General features: G+C 40.9%; 15 protein-coding genes, 1 pseudogene and 1 other annotated feature. Of the genes and pseudogenes, 1 reads left to right on the top strand and 15 read right to left on the bottom strand.

Features of this window, described 5'->3' with window-relative positions:
• From GEZ85_RS04920 to GEZ85_RS04970, 11 genes and pseudogenes are all read right to left on the bottom strand, one after another.
• A pseudogene (locus GEZ85_RS04920) lies at positions 1-271 on the bottom strand (IS3-like element ISSpn11 family transposase); the annotation flags it as partial.
• 73 nt (positions 272-344) lie between these two features.
• Positions 345-2,420: a glucosaminidase domain-containing protein gene (locus tag GEZ85_RS04925; RefSeq protein ID WP_153209668.1), complete on the bottom strand. Its 2,076-nt coding sequence runs from the start codon at positions 2,418-2,420 to the stop codon at positions 345-347.
• A gap of 127 nt (positions 2,421-2,547) precedes the next feature.
• Entirely contained in the window at positions 2,548-3,534 is a 987-nt protein-coding gene (locus tag GEZ85_RS04930; RefSeq protein ID WP_194251517.1) for a dihydroorotate dehydrogenase, read from the bottom strand.
• Positions 3,497-4,297 carry a dihydroorotate dehydrogenase electron transfer subunit gene (locus GEZ85_RS04935; protein WP_060628467.1) on the bottom strand — a complete coding sequence of 267 codons (801 nt, stop codon included), beginning with the start codon at positions 4,295-4,297 and terminating at the stop codon, positions 3,497-3,499. Before GEZ85_RS04935 ends, GEZ85_RS04930 begins: the two co-directional genes overlap by 38 nt.
• Before the next feature lie 248 nt (positions 4,298-4,545).
• Positions 4,546-4,926, bottom strand: coding sequence for a lactoylglutathione lyase (gene gloA / locus GEZ85_RS04940; RefSeq protein WP_000157153.1), 381 nt, complete (start codon positions 4,924-4,926; stop codon positions 4,546-4,548).
• 58 nt (positions 4,927-4,984) lie between these two features.
• On the bottom strand, positions 4,985-5,344 hold the full coding sequence (gene rplT / locus GEZ85_RS04945) for a 50S ribosomal protein L20 (RefSeq protein WP_000124834.1): 360 nt from the start codon (positions 5,342-5,344) through the stop codon (positions 4,985-4,987).
• Positions 5,345-5,395: 51 nt separating this feature from the next.
• On the bottom strand, positions 5,396-5,596 hold the full coding sequence (rpmI, locus tag GEZ85_RS04950; RefSeq protein WP_001125943.1) for a 50S ribosomal protein L35: 201 nt from the start codon (positions 5,594-5,596) through the stop codon (positions 5,396-5,398).
• 32 nt (positions 5,597-5,628) lie between these two features.
• A complete protein-coding gene (infC, locus tag GEZ85_RS04955; protein WP_000848180.1) occupies positions 5,629-6,159 on the bottom strand; it encodes a translation initiation factor IF-3 in 531 nt (176 codons plus the stop codon).
• A 15-nt stretch (positions 6,160-6,174) separates the two neighbouring features.
• Positions 6,175-6,306: a sequence feature (ribosomal protein L20 leader region), on the bottom strand.
• Positions 6,307-6,378: 72 nt separating this feature from the next.
• On the bottom strand, positions 6,379-8,619 hold the full coding sequence (locus GEZ85_RS04960; RefSeq protein WP_153209670.1) for a DNA internalization-related competence protein ComEC/Rec2: 2,241 nt from the start codon (positions 8,617-8,619) through the stop codon (positions 6,379-6,381).
• Positions 8,603-9,253, bottom strand: a complete 651-nt coding sequence (locus GEZ85_RS04965) for a helix-hairpin-helix domain-containing protein (protein ID WP_153209671.1) — start codon at positions 9,251-9,253, stop codon at positions 8,603-8,605. Before GEZ85_RS04965 ends, GEZ85_RS04960 begins: the two co-directional genes overlap by 17 nt.
• Positions 9,254-9,319: 66 nt before the next feature.
• The gene (locus tag GEZ85_RS04970; RefSeq protein WP_153209672.1) at positions 9,320-9,889 is read right to left on the bottom strand and encodes a GNAT family N-acetyltransferase; all 570 of its coding nucleotides are present in this window, start codon (positions 9,887-9,889) and stop codon (positions 9,320-9,322) included.
• Between the two features lie 171 nt (positions 9,890-10,060).
• Here GEZ85_RS04970 and ald point away from each other — a divergent pair, with 171 nt between their 5' ends.
• Positions 10,061-11,173 (top strand): alanine dehydrogenase, encoded by a 1,113-nt coding sequence (gene ald / locus GEZ85_RS04975; RefSeq protein WP_153209673.1) that lies wholly within the window; start codon positions 10,061-10,063, stop codon positions 11,171-11,173.
• Positions 11,174-11,229: 56 nt separating this feature from the next.
• Here the strand turns inward: ald and GEZ85_RS04980 are convergent, their stop codons facing one another.
• The 4 genes from GEZ85_RS04980 to frr all read right to left on the bottom strand — a co-directional run bounded on the left by GEZ85_RS04980 (position 11,230) and on the right by frr (position 14,006).
• Positions 11,230-12,225: a PhoH family protein gene (locus GEZ85_RS04980; protein WP_125447093.1), complete on the bottom strand. Its 996-nt coding sequence runs from the start codon at positions 12,223-12,225 to the stop codon at positions 11,230-11,232.
• A gap of 85 nt (positions 12,226-12,310) precedes the next feature.
• The gene (locus GEZ85_RS04985) at positions 12,311-12,526 is read right to left on the bottom strand and encodes a YozE family protein (protein WP_001232084.1); all 216 of its coding nucleotides are present in this window, start codon (positions 12,524-12,526) and stop codon (positions 12,311-12,313) included.
• Between the two features lie 8 nt (positions 12,527-12,534).
• Positions 12,535-13,389: an RNA-binding virulence regulatory protein CvfB gene (gene cvfB, locus GEZ85_RS04990; RefSeq protein ID WP_101785204.1), complete on the bottom strand. Its 855-nt coding sequence runs from the start codon at positions 13,387-13,389 to the stop codon at positions 12,535-12,537.
• Positions 13,390-13,448: 59 nt separating this feature from the next.
• Positions 13,449-14,006, bottom strand: a complete 558-nt coding sequence (gene frr / locus GEZ85_RS04995; RefSeq protein ID WP_001262225.1) for a ribosome recycling factor — start codon at positions 14,004-14,006, stop codon at positions 13,449-13,451.
• Positions 14,007-14,014: the final 8 nt, after the last annotated feature.

Below are 14,014 nucleotides of genomic sequence, written 5' to 3' on the forward strand. Positions count from 1 at the left end.
TCGTACGACTTGGGAGGCCATATTCAAGAGAAACTCTATCTTTAGTCCAGCCTTCATGTAAGACTTTATGAATCATTTCTTGTTTTAAATCAGGAGAATAGTAACGATTTTTTCCTTTTTTGACGAATTCTATTCCGTAACGATCAATCAATTTAATCATATACCTAATATTAGAATTGTTTATCCCAAATTTATTTGAAAGCTTCTCTAAGCTATATCCTTGTTTTCTAAGTTCATAGATCTGAACTTTATCATCATAAGTTAATTTCATGATAAAAACACCCCAAAAGTTAGATTTTTTCTGTCTAACTTTTGGGGGGCAGTTCATTATCGTTGCTTATCTTTTAATCTTTTCCACCAAGTCGGCTATTGATATTCATCATGATACTAGCTATTTTTTCACCCCAGTACGGATCTGATGCATAGCGAACATTCATTCCTGTCGCTTTATTTCCAAGGTGATCTCTTCCACGGTCAATATAGTTCTCACGAATCCACTTGGCCGCACCAAGAATTCCTTTATCTACATCATCAAATTTCTTAGCTGAATCATAGGGACTAGTATCGTAAGCAGCTATTCCGAAGAAGTTATTTTTATCATTAGCAATTTGGCTTCGTCCCCAAGCACTTTCTAGCGCACTATGAGCCATTAAATAGAGAGCATTGACACCATAACGTTTTTCAGCTTCTTTAAAAATTGCTCCTTTACCAGCAAGACGGCTGTCTCGGATATTCATCATCGAATAAACTCTATTTAATTCATCCGCACTATAGTTGGTTGGTTCAGTTAAATTCTTGAAAAGGAAACGATTTTTGATAGTAAACCCATCGAAATGTTCTCCATCCTTTGAATAATACTTCTTACCAATTTTCATAGCTGAAGTATGTGGAGCTACCCGAATACTAGTGTATGGAGACAGTTCATGATATAGGAATCTTCCGTCAGTAGTATAGTGAGGAATAAACTCACTTCCTTCCTCAACTAAAGCCAAATCACTTTGATTCATATAACCAGACAAGCCTGATATTGAAACAGCTAGACGACTACCCTTGCTTTTAGAGCCATCATGGGTCACAATACTTCCCTGATTGACATAGCTCAAAATATCTCCTGATTCGCTATAAATATAGGCTGTGATTGGTTTAACCTTAAAATATTTGGGGCTTTGAATCCACTTTCCATCACTCTGGAAGAAATACTCTTTATTTTTGATATTAAAACCACCAGTAACATAACTTCCATCTTCTTTCAGGTAGTACCATGCATTGTAGTTAGGATCAAAAATCCATTCATTCTTGGCCATATAACCACCAGATTTGAGGTAATAAGCACCAATCCATTCACGTGAAGCATAAGCACCACCTGATTTTAGGTAAAACCAGCTATTATAAGATTTATCAAAAATCCATTCTTTTTCAGCCATTGCTCCACTATTCTTTAGATAGTAAGCATCTTTCCACTGATTACTAGCCATCACACCATCACTGTTAAAATAGTACCATGTGCCCTTAATCTTTTCCCATTTATTACGAAGGATTTTTCCTGAATCTGTAGCATAATACCATTTATCAGTAATCTTCACCCAAGCATTCTGAGCCATTGCTCCACTATTTTTTAGATAGTAATCATCTTTCCACTGATTACTAGCCATCACACCATCACTGTTAAAATAGTACCATGTGCCCTTAATCTTTTCCCATTTATTACGAAGGCTCTTTCCTGAATCTGTAGCATAATACCATTTATCAGTAATCTTCACCCAAGCATTTTGAGCCATTGCTCCACTACTATTAAGAAGATAATCGTTCACTAGAACATTGCTAGCCATAACTCCATCTTGCTTGAAGTAATACCAAACATTGCTAATTTTTTCCCATCTATTACGAACAATCTTTCCTGAATCTGTAGCATAGTACCATTTATCCGCAATTTTTACCCAGGAATTTTCTACCATTGCTCCACTAGTTTGAAAAGCATAGTCATTAACAATAGTATTGCTGGCCATGATTCCATGTTGATCAAATAAATACCAGACACCCGCAATTTTTTTCCAATTTTTGATTGGTTGATTATTCTCATAAAAAAGCCATTTCCCATGCTCTTTCTGCCAACCATTCTTATGAGCTTCTTCAACTTTTTCTTTATTTGGAATAGCCTCTTGTTTAGAATTATTTTCTTTTACAACAACTGGTTCTTTCTTTTTTTCCGTCTTTTCAGTTTCATTCTTTGTATTTTCAACAACTTTTTTCTCTTCTGATACTGGTGTCTGATTTTTATCTTTAGACTGATTTTTGTCCACAGATTGATTCTTATTCGTCGTTTGACTTTGGTCCGTTGTTGTACTATCTTCAGCAAAGACTGATGTGGGCACAATTGCCAATGCAAGCACTGCCGTGCTTACAAGTAGTGTTCTCTTCATTTTACTCCCCTAAGTAGATATTCGTCTACATCATTCGTAATTAACTTTATTCTAACATAGTTAAAAGAAGAAAATATTACAAAATGATGAAAATTCTATTTCTTATTAACAATAAGGATGGTCTAGCTTATCTAAGGCTGGTTTTTACTTCCTTGCTGAGATTTTCTAGACTACTAATGCCGTATTTGTCCATGGCTTTTGGCAGATTTTCGATGATATCAGGACAGGCATATGGATTGGTAAAGTTGGCTGTTCCAACTCCTATAGCAGATGCTCCAGCCAGATACATTTCTAGGGCAGCTTCAGCCGAATCCACTCCTCCCATTCCAATGATAGGCAGGTCTGTTGTTTGGGCGACTTGGCGGATAAGTTTGAGGGCTACTGGAAAGACTGCTGGACCAGACATTCCACCTGTTCCATTGGCCAAGATTGGTTTTCTGGTTTTGAGGTCAAAACGCATTCCAACCAGAGTATTAATCATAGTCAAGCCACTTGCTCCTGCATCCTCTGCTGCCTTTGCGACAGTAACGATATCGGTCACACTAGGGGTTAATTTGACATAAACTGGCACATCAGAGGCTTCCACAGCTGCTTTCACCACATCATAAGCTAAATCTGGATCTTGACCAATCAAGAGTCCATGATTACAGTGGTCTACGTTGGGACAAGAAATATTGAGCTCAATAGCCTTCACATTAGCTGCCTTGGAAATCCCATGAGAAACAGCTGCATACTCTTGTTTTGAAAAACCAGCTACATTGGCGATAATAGGAAGATTTGGATACTCTCTTTCTAGCCAAGTTAGCTTTTCGGCCAAAACAACTTCCAAACCCGGATTTTGCAAACCGATTGCATTGAGCATACCAGCGGGAGTTTCTGCCACCCTTGGAGTTGGATTGCCAAAACGTGGTTCAAGTGTTGTCGCCTTGATCATAATAGAACCTAAAAGGTCTAAATCATAGTACTTGGCATACTCTTGTCCAAAACCAAAACAGCCTGATGCTGGAATGATCGGATTTTTCAAATCCAAACCAGGTAGAGAAACTTGTAAACGATTTGTAGTCATGATTTTCTCCTTATAATACAACAGTTCCTGTTCGGAAAACAGGACCATCTTCACAGACGCGTTGGCTGACCGTCTCGCTTTCTGGCACTTTTAGGACACAGGCATAGCAAGCCCCCATCCCACAAGCCATACGAGATTCCAGAGATAGATAGGCTCTTGGGTGGTCATAAAAGTTTTGATTGATATACTTCATCATGCCAGGCGCCCCACATGAATAAACAGCATCAAACTGACTGTCTAAGTCATTGATGACAACAGACACATTTCCTTTAATGCCATATGAACCATCATCTGTCGTTACAAAAACCTGACCATATTGGGCCAATTCCTTTTCAAGGATAACAGCATCCTTGTTAGCAAAACCAAGGACTGTCACTACTTTCACACCACGCGCATGTAATTCCTTGGCCACCTCAAGCAAAGGAGGTACACCAATCCCACCTCCAACTAAGAGAACCTGGCTCTGCTCATCTAGGTCAGACAAGTCAAAACCATTTCCCTGAGGACCCATCACATCAAGAGTATCTCCCTGACTTAAGGTTGAAAAAATAGCTGTCCCAGTTCCCTCAATCCGATAAATAAGATGACACTGCTTATTTGCCTTATCAATAGACGAAATTGAAATAGGACGACGCAAAAGATGGGCATCATCAGGCACACGCAGATGAAGGAATTGGCCTGCTCGCATAGCTTCAACCATTTCCCCTTCTAGGACTAATTCAAAGATTGCTGGCGCGATTTCCTCCTGTGCTACCACCTTCATGGTTTCCAAACGAATTGCACCCAAACGTTTCTTACATGTGGGATTCATGACTTCTCCTCCTTAAATTTTAAGGGGACCAGATAAAGAAAAGACCTTGCTAGTGCAAGGCCTCAGTTAAAATTGTACAACAGAAGAGAGCACACTCAAAAAGTCTCCTCTAGAAAATTGTACTATTCTTTTATCTGACACCTTGTGAGTCTCTCTGGACTCCCCTTAAAGGTTAAATTTTTACTAGTATACTCTTTCAGCTAAAAAAAGTCAAGTAGAAAACGAACATTCTACTTAACCTCACGAGATTATTTTTCACGAATGACTTCGACCTTGTAGCCATCAGGGTCTTTGACAAAGTAATAGTTAGGCGCAGTTCCTGGTAGGCCATTTGGCTCAGTAACTTCATAACCTTTGGCACTGTGCTCTTGATGAAGCGCCTCAAGATCAGGTGTACTTAGGGCGATATGGGCAAATCCATCTCCAACCACATAAGGACCATGATCGTAGTTATAAGTCAACTCCAACTCATAGTCATCACCCTCAAGACCTAGATAGACAATCGTGAAGGCATGGTCTGGAAAATCTCTGCGACGCAATTCTTTAAATCCAAAAGCATCTTGATAAAATGCGATTGATTTTTCAAGATTTTCTACTCGCAAGCAAGTATGTAGCATTTTTGAAGCCATATTTTTCTCCTTTATTTTTAAAAAGACTGGGACAATCCTGTTCCAGTCTTATCTGTTATTATTTACCAAGTTTTGCTTTAGCTGCATCTGCAAGAGCTGTGAAAGCTGCTGCATCGTTAACAGCCAAGTCAGCAAGCATTTTACGGTTAACTTCGATCTCAGCCAATTTCAAACCATGCATCAATTGTGAGTATGAAAGTCCGTTCATACGAGCTGCCGCGTTGATACGAGTGATCCACAATTTGCGGAAGTCACGTTTTTTCTGACGACGGTCACGGTATGCATAGTAGTAAGAGTTCATTACTTGTTCTTTTGCAGTACGGAACAAGATGTGTTTAGCTCCATAGTAACCTTTTGCTAATTTAAGAATACGTTTACGACGTTTACGTGATACAACGCCACCTTTAACACGTGCCATGTTTTATTTCCTCCAAATATTTCCTAGAATTGTTTACTTACAGTCAAGCTATTATTTCAAGCGAGTAAGCATTGCTTTGATACGTTTGTAATCTCCTGAATGCACCATAGATGCTTTACGAAGATGACGACGTTGTTTCTTAGTTTTTCCGTGGAAACGGTGAGAAGTGTAAGCACGGAAACGTTTAAGTCCACCAGAACCTGTACGTTTGAAACGTTTAGCTGATGCGCGGTGTGTTTTTTGTTTTGGCATGATTTTTTCTCCTTTATTTAACTTTCTGACAATTATTTTTTGTCAGTCGCTGGCGCCAATTGCATGAACATTTGACGTCCATCCATTTTAGCACGTTGTTCGATGATGGCAATATCTTGAGTTGCTTCAGCAAACTCGGCTAAAACTTTTGCACCAATCTCTTTATGGGTAATCATACGACCCTTAAAGCGAATAGATACCTTAACTTTATTTCCTTTTTCAAGGAATTTGCGTGCATTGCGAAGTTTTGTATCAAAGTCACCCTTGTCAATAGTTGGACTTAGACGAACTTCTTTCACAGTAACAACACTTTGTTTTTTACGTTGTTCTTTTTGCTTCTTCTGGTACTCAAATTTGAACTTACCGTAGTCCATAATTTTTGCAACAGGCGGTTTGGCTTGGGGTTGAATCAATACTAGGTCAACATTAGCGTTATCAGCCAAAGCTTGCGCTTCACTAAGTGGCTTGATGCCTAGCTGTTCTCCTTCAAGACCAATCAAGCGAACTTCACGTACACGAATCTCATCATTGATGAATAAGTCTTGCTTTGCTATGGTTTTCACCTCTTTTGTTTTATTAGAGAAAAACAATAACGGACTCGTAAATATACAAGCCCGCACGTTATGATAGCGTTTCTTAGAAACTTTTCATCCGTAGGGCCAGGCAACTTAATGTCACAAGGCGAGAAGCTCTCACTTCTGCTTTTCTCAACTTTTATATGATACCAAGTTTTCTAGCCCTTGTCAAGATAAAAAGTTATTTTTTTGAAAAGTTTCTGCTCATTAACCAACCGTTTCGATTTTCCAACTATTCCACCCCTTAAAGCGTATAGCTCCTTGCTGGTCAGTTCGGTAAACTTTGCTATTAATCGTTTCCAGTCGGGTCAAGGTTTCCTGATGGGGGAGTTTCATTCTATTGCTCTTTCCAACTGAAATGAGAGTCATCTCTGGTTTTAACTGTTCTAGAAAGGCTGAACTTGATGATTTTTTAGAGCCATGTTGGCTAGCTTTCAAAACATCCACTTCTAGGTCAGGATATTGCCTCAGCAATTCCTTCTCTCCTTTCTCCTCCAAATTTCCGGTGAAAAGAAAGTTTTTATCCAAGAGTTTTCCATACAAAACCAGGGAATCTTCATGATCTCCATCTCCAATTTTCCTTGGATATAGGACTTCTAACTGACTTCCAAAAATTGGCAAGTTCTCTCCTGCTGTCACACTGCGCACCTTAGTTTGAGTTACCTGTAGTTCTGCCACAAATTCCTTCCGTTTCAAACTGCCTTTGGACACTAAAATTTCGCCTACATGGAAAGCCTTAGTCACCTCCAACAAATCTCCAACATGCTCCTTGTCCGTATTTGTCAAAATCAGCTGGTCAATCTTGGCCACTCCTCGACTTTTAAGATAGGGTATCAAGGTTCGCTGGGCATTGCTGGTCGTCGCCTTTTCTTGCCATTTTTCGATTTTCTTATCAGACTCTGCCTTGCCACCTACATCTATGAGAATGGTCTTACCAGTTACATCCCGTAGGAAAATACTTTCGCCTTGCCCCACATCCAGCATGGTAATTTCATTTTCCAGTGGATGCTTAATCAAGAAAAAGAGACCCGTAATCAATAAGCTCAACACTGCTAGCCTTTTAATGTTTTTCCTCAAATCATAGACTAAAGCCAAGGAAATTAACAATAAAATTAAAAGCCATGCATTGGGTTGTCCAAAGACAAGCGGTCTACTTGCCACCTGTGATACAAAGCGAATCATTCCCTCCAACCATTCAAAAATAAAATTCAGCTGAATGACTGGATAGAGAAAGGAAAGGGGAAATAAGATAGACAAGAGCGGTAAGAAGACCAAGTCAAATAGAAAGGAAAAGACAAAGGTCAAAAGAATGGACCAAGGTTGAAATTCCGCAAAATAGAAGGATAGAATAGGCAATATTCCCAAGGAGATGACTAGACTTTCTCTAGCAACAGCCTTGAGTCCATCCCCTTCTTTGCTGGTCATGGTCAAGATAAAAGCATAAGCGCAGGACAAGACTCCTCCTGCTGTCAAGAAAAAGTTTGGCATGATAATAAAGAGGACAAGAACCGTCAAGGCAAAATTATCCAAGCCCTTAACACCATGTTGAGCCAGTAACTTTTGCAAGAGACTGCGAATGACTGATGCTGAAAATCCTGTTAGCCCTGCATAAATAAGAGAAAAGGGATAGGTCAGCCATTTCAACTTTTCTTGGGTCAAGCCCAATCGTAAGAGAAGTTTCTTAAATCCATCCATGAAAAAACCTACCTGCATGCCTGATAAGGCAAAGAGGTGGATAATTCCTAGACTGGAATAAAGCTCATTCATCTCCTCAAAGTCGGTGTCCAGATGTCCCATCAAGAGACCTGTCATGTAGTTGCGCATAGGGTCTGGAAAGTGCGTCTTGATCCAAACCACAGCCTTTCGACGTAAACTGGACAAGTTTTCACCTATATCCCAACTGCCAACCTTTTGAAGTGACTGGATTTTTTTGATATTGAGTGTCTGGTAAATTCCCTGAGTCTTCAGATAGGCTTGGTAGTCAAAGCCACCAAAATTTCTCTGCCCTTCTGGCTCCGAAAGTTTTCCTTCAAGTTCTATCTCATAAAGATCTGTTAAGACTTGAAATTTCTCTTTTTCCTCCTCGGACTGAAGTTTATAGTAGACTTGAAAAATGCGTCCATCAGACTTGCCACGAAAGGATAGGCTATCACCATTGACCTTAATAGTGTCAGGCAGAATCCGTACCCTTTCAATAGAATCCGCCAAATTTTGACTCGCTCGACTCTGTTGCCAATTTTGAAACAGAAACCAGAAACCAAAGATTCCGCAAATCACTAGAACTTTGCTAGCAGATTTCCAAGGAAATTGGAAAAAGAGACAGACTAGCAGAAAAACGAAGCCCAACAAAGCAAGATAGGATGCTGAGAAAATAGCATAGTAAAGCCATAGTAATAGAAAACTCAGGTAAATTAGTGGAATAGGGAAATTCTTAATCCACCGTAACATAGTCTTTTAACTTTTCTATGGTTTTGGCACCAATACCAGAGACCTTTTTGAGCTCGTCTACTGACTTGAACTTGCCATTTGTTTCACGATGGTCGATAATATCCTGAGCTCGTTTGCCACCTAATCCCTTGACCTGCTTGAGTTCTTCCAGACTGGCCTTGTTGAGATTGACCTTCTTGTCCTTGCTTGTTGAAGAAGGCGCTCCAGAACCTGCCTGTTGACTAGCTAATTCTTCTCCCTTAGTTGGAACGTAAACCAGAGCCTCATCACTAACTTTCTGAGCTAGATTGAGCGACTTGCTATCTGCTTGCTCTGTCAAGCCACCAGCCTTTTGAACAGCATCATTGACCCGACTACCTACTGGCAAGTCATAAATCCCTGGCGATTTGACAGCACCCTTCACATCTACTGTGATTAGATCTTGTTCAAGAGGTTCTTCCTTTTCTTCCTTCTTCACATCCTTTTCGGATACCGAATCCTTGGAAACAGCTGCAACTTCTGCCTGCAAATTCGTTTCCTTGACAGGTGTTTGTGGAGCTGGCTTTAGCAGGAAAAATCCGCCGACAAGTAAGCCCAGACCAATACAGATGACAATGATTTTATACTCTTTGATTTTCTCGATAATTGCTTCCATATTTTCTCCTCTCTTAGATTATTCGTAAGAGGAAGAAAAAACAGTTGAAAATTTCTTCTCAACTGCTTATTTATTTGCAAAATAGTCTTCCTTGGTCAAGACATAATGAACTCTTGTAACAATTCGACCTTCTTCGTGCTGGTCCATACAAGCATAAGCTTCTGCATGTGAAAAATGCATGCCTGATTTCTCCATGACCTTTCCAGATGCGGGATTATCTTTATCGTGAAGTGCGGTCAACTTGTTCATTCCAATCTTCTCAAAAGCCAGCTTAATCACGACACGATTGGCTTCTGTCGTCAATCCTTGATTCCAATACTTTTGGTTGATAATGTAGCCAATAGCTGCCTTCTTAAGAACAGGATCAATCTTGTGCAAATCAATGGTTCCGATAAATTTGCCATTGCTTTTTAGTTCTATTCCCCAGCGTCCCAAGGGATTGGCCAAGTAGAACTGAGCAATGTTATTCTTGGTTTCTTCCAAGCTTTGATTGGTTAGAAAAGTGTAACGTGTATTATCCTTATCCGAGGCATACTCAAACATAGCTTCCGCATCATCTAAGGTTACAGGTCGAAGCAATAAACGATCTGTCTCCACTATTGGATACTGAGCTAGTTTTAAAAAGATTGATTCCATACGTTTCTACCATTCAAAAGTATTTTCTATCAGTCTAGCATAAAAAAGAAGTTACAACAAGTTTTTCTTGATTTTTAAAGCGGTTTCATATAGAATGAAATCATCACCTTATTTTATAGATAATTGTGATAAATCATTTACAACTCGTCAATAGAAAGTGAGTTTTTCTCTATGTTAATCGGAATTCCAAAAGAAATTAAGAATAATGAAAACCGTGTTGCCCTCACACCTGCTGGTGTCCATAGCTTGGTCGGCCGTGGTCATCGCGTCCTTATCGAAACAAATGCTGGTCTCGGTTCTGGCTTTACTGATGCTGACTATCAAAAGCAAGGAGCTGAGATTGTCGCTACTGCTGGTGAAGCCTGGGCTGCAGAGTTAGTCGTAAAAGTAAAAGAACCATTACCTTCTGAATATGAGTACTTGCGTGACGACCTGCTTCTCTTCACCTACTTACACATGGCCGCTGCGCCTAAATTAGCAGATGCTATGCTAGCGGCAAAAACAACAGGGATTGCCTATGAAACTGTCCATGATTCCCAAGGTCAGTTACCGCTCCTCATACCTATGAGTGAGGTTGCAGGCCGTATGGCAGTCCAAATCGGTGCTCATTTCCTAACCAAACAAGCAGGAGGTTCTGGCGTCCTACTGGGTGGTGTACCGGGTGTACCTAAAGGGAAAGTAACCATCATCGGTGGTGGTGTCGTAGGGACCCATGCTGCTCGAATTGCGCTTGGTCTTGGTGCTCAAGTAACCATCCTTGATATCAGTGCTAAACGTCTTTCAGTCCTCGAAGAAGTCTTTGGTCATCAAATCCAAACCCTTATGTCTAATTCATTCAACATCGAAGCCAGTGTGAGAGAAGCGGATGTTGTGATTGGGGCGGTTCTCATTCCTGGTGCCAAAGCACCGAAATTGGTGACAGATGAGATGGTCAAGCAAATGCGTCCAGGCTCTGTCATTGTGGATGTTGCCGTTGACCAAGGTGGTGTTATCGAAACAGCTGACCGTGTGACAACGCACGATGAACCCGTCTATGAAAAGCATGGTGTACTTCACTACGCCGTTGCTAACATCCCTGGTGCTGTTGCCCGTACTTCTACCATTGCCCTAACCAATGTCACTCTTCCTTATATCGAATCCTTAGCAGGAAAAGGATTTGTGCAAGCAATTGCTGAAGATGAGGGCTTGCGTCAAGGTGTTACCACTTATCAAGGTTACTTAACCAGTCTTCCAGTAGCCCAAGGTCTCGATAAAAAACATACTCCAATTGATGAACTAGTATAAACAATCTAATTATCAGATAAAAGAAAGAGCAATTCCACCTGAACTGCTCTTTTTTGCTATTCTGTTTCTTCTTGGACTTCTTCACGCTCTTCATTTTTAATTGGAGCTGGTTCATAAGCTCGGATAATCTGAGCGACAACAGGATGGCGAACCACATCCTTGGCTGAAAAATGAACAAAGTCAATCTGGTGAATGTTCTTGAGCTTTTCTTGGGCATCAATCAAACCGGACTTGACGTTACGTGGAAGGTCAATCTGACTGATATCTCCATTGACAATCATCTTAGAATTAAAGCCTAAACGAGTCAAAAACATCTTCATCTGCATGATAGTCGTATTTTGCGCCTCATCGAGAATGACAAAGGCATCATCCAAGGTTCGTCCACGCATGTAGGCAAGGGGCGCAATCTCGATAATTTCACGCTCCATGAGTCGAGTCGTTTGGTCTTTCCCCAGAATCTGATACAAGGCATCATAAACAGGTCTAAGGTAAGGATCTACCTTCTCCTTAAGATCACCCGGAAGAAAACCTAGACTCTCTCCTGCTTCCACCGCTGGACGAGTCAGGATAATCCTCTTGACTTGCCCACGTTTAAGGGCAGTCACTGCCAAGGTCACTGCAAGGAAGGTCTTCCCTGTCCCTGCTGGCCCAATTCCAAAGGTCACATCATGCTGTTTGACACTGTCAACATAAAGTTTTTGACCTAGAGTTTTGACACGAATAGGCTTCCCAGTATTATCCTTGATGATTTCTTCTTCGTAAAGGGCAACAAACTTGTCGATTTCATCGTTTTTGACCATGCTAATCGCAGTAACCACATCTGGCGTACCAACGGTCATCCCACGGTTCACCAAGACCATGAGAGCTTGAATAACCTGACGGGCTTCCTCACAGGCAGTCTCTTCTCCCAAAACTTGGACAATCTCCGTACGGGCATGGATCACCACATCAAGTTCTTCTTCCATTAGACGAAGATGGCGTTCATTGGAACCAAAAAGATGAAACAGGTCATCTGGATGACTCAGTTGAATGTCTATTGAATGTTCCTTCAAATAAAGAACCTCTCTAATCCTTTTATTTCTTTTTATTATAGCAAAGGGGTGAAGAAATTACTAGCCCAAACCCAATGAATAAATGCTAGTGTTCTAAGTATTCTTGCCAGATAGCGTCAAAGTCACCTAGGTTAAAAGAGAAACTGGCATGTTCCTCCAAAAATCGACTGACCTCATCAAAATCATCTGTGTGTTTTGGAAATGCTGACTCTTCAAAAGCTAGGTCTGCTAAGATGGCCTTAGGACTGTTACTTTTAGGATTGCGCTCGGTCATGAGCCAAGTGTAAAATGATTTTCTCATAAACCACCCTAAATCAACTCTGTCCCAAACTGGTCTTGCTTGATTTTACCAGCCTTCATCAAGCCGCCGAGTGCTTTCTTGAACTGACCTTTAGAAATGCCAAAGGTTGCCTTGATGTCGTCTGGAGATGACTTATCATTTAAGGTCATGAACCCCCCATTACTTTCCAAGTAGCTCAAAATCATCTGGGCATCATTTTCCAACATTTCAAAAGAACGTGGTTTGAGGGAGAGGTTCAAGGTACGGTCCACTTCACGGAAACCAATGACACGCGCATCTAGAACTTGACCCAATCGTGGCTCTGCGTAACGTTCGCTAGGATGGATAAAGCCAAGCATGTTATTCTCTGGTAGGTAGACAAAGGTTCCTGACAGCTTGAGGCGGTATACAATGGCTGGCCAGTTTTGATTCTGCATGTTGTTGTAGGCAGGACGAGCCAGACGTTGGAAGTCTTCTTGATAGGCCAAAAGTCCCCAGATACGGTCTTTCTTGTCCACTTCAAGACGGATGTAGAGTTGGTCGCCCTTCTTAGGCCAGAGTTCCTTGAGCTCAGGGAGAATATCTAGTGATACAACGATTTCCTTGTCAGGAAGGCCTGTATCCACAAAGACACCCAAGTCCTTACGAACCTCTGTGACACGACCCCAACCAAATTGGTCCTGAGTGGCACTCACTTCTAAGGTTGTCAGGCGGAATTTTTGCTTCATATCCGTGTAGGCAAAACCTTTGACTGTATCCCCTACTGTATGCTGACCCTCTTCCTTGGCAAGAGCATAGGTTTGGCCATCCTTTTGCACAAAGTAAAAACGGTCATTTTCATCGATGATCAGTCCAACGATAAAACTTGCAAGATTTGTATTCATATTTCCTTCTTTCGAATAAAACTCAGCCAGCAATGCCAACTGAGTTTTTCTGTTTATTTTTAGACTTCCAAAAGTTCTTTTTCTTTGTTGGCAGTCATGTCGTCGATGTGTTTGACAGCATCGTCTGTTACTTTTTGAATGTCTTTTTCAAGAGTCTTCAATTCGTCTTCAGTGATTTCTTTTGCTTTTTCTTGTTTCTTAGCTTCGTCCATAGCATCGCGACGGATATTGCGGACAGCCACCTTAGCATTCTCACCGACCTTCTTCACTTCTTTAGCAAGGTCACGACGAGTTTCTTCTGTAAGAGCTGGAATAACCAAACGAATCACAGAACCATCGTTAGCTGGTGTAATACCAAGATCAGAAGCGTTCAAGGCACGTTCGATGTCTTTCAATGAAGACTTGTCAAATGGTGTTACCAGCAAAACACGCGCTTCTGGAATGGTAATTGAAGCGATTTGGTTAAGAGGAGTTTCTACTCCATAGTATTCTACATGTACACGATCAAGCAAGCTTGCATTGGCACGACCTGCACGGATACCACCAAATTCACGAGCAAGTGATTGGTGAGACTGGGTCATTCTCTCTTTAGCTTTTTCAATAATTGCGTTAGCCATAATCTTTC

The organism is Streptococcus mitis (assembly GCF_009496205.1).
Taxonomy (GTDB): domain Bacteria; phylum Bacillota; class Bacilli; order Lactobacillales; family Streptococcaceae; genus Streptococcus; species Streptococcus mitis_BN.